General features: G+C 47.5%; 1 protein-coding gene. It reads left to right on the top strand.

Annotated elements, in window-relative coordinates:
- Nucleotides 1-623: TatD family hydrolase (locus R7Q11_RS27470; RefSeq protein WP_225467145.1), on the top strand; the 623-nt coding region annotated here is incomplete at both ends.

The raw sequence follows: 623 nt of genomic DNA, 5'->3' as shown, positions 1-623 counted from the left end.
TGAGCTTGCTCAAACGCAAGGCGTCGCAAGAATTCTGATTCCTTCCGTCGGCCCGCAAAATTGGGCTCGTATTCAAACGTTGGCAGAGCAACACGCCAATTTGTATTACGCGCTCGGTTTTCATCCGTATTTTCTAGAAGATAACGTTGAGCAGCACCTTGCAGAGCTAGAACGTTATCTCAACCAAAAGTCGCCACAGTGTGTGGCAATCGGAGAGTGCGGACTAGACTTTGCAGTTAACGTAGATCCTGAGCTACAAGAAAGGGCGCTTGAAACTCAATTTGAGCTGGCAAGGCGTTTCAATCTTCCTGTCATTTTGCACAGCCGGAAAGCACACAATCGACTCATTCAAATGGTCAAAGCGGCGAAGTTACCTCGTGGTGGCGTTTTGCACGCGTTTGCTGGTAGTTATCAGCAGGGGATGGAGTGGGTCAGATTAGGTTTTTTCATCGGTGCTGGTGGAACCATTACCTATCCGAGAGCCCATAAAACTCGCGACGCGATTCAAAGATTACCACTCGAAAATCTAGTTATAGAAACAGATGCTCCAGATATGCCTATACTTGGTTATCAAGGGGAGCCGAATCACCCTGCCAAACTCATTCATGTATTCAATGAGCTCG

The sequence above is a fragment of the Vibrio sp. 970 genome, assembly GCF_033339075.1.
Note: the sequence above shows the minus strand (reverse complement) of the source record. Positions and strands in the feature narration are given on the sequence as shown.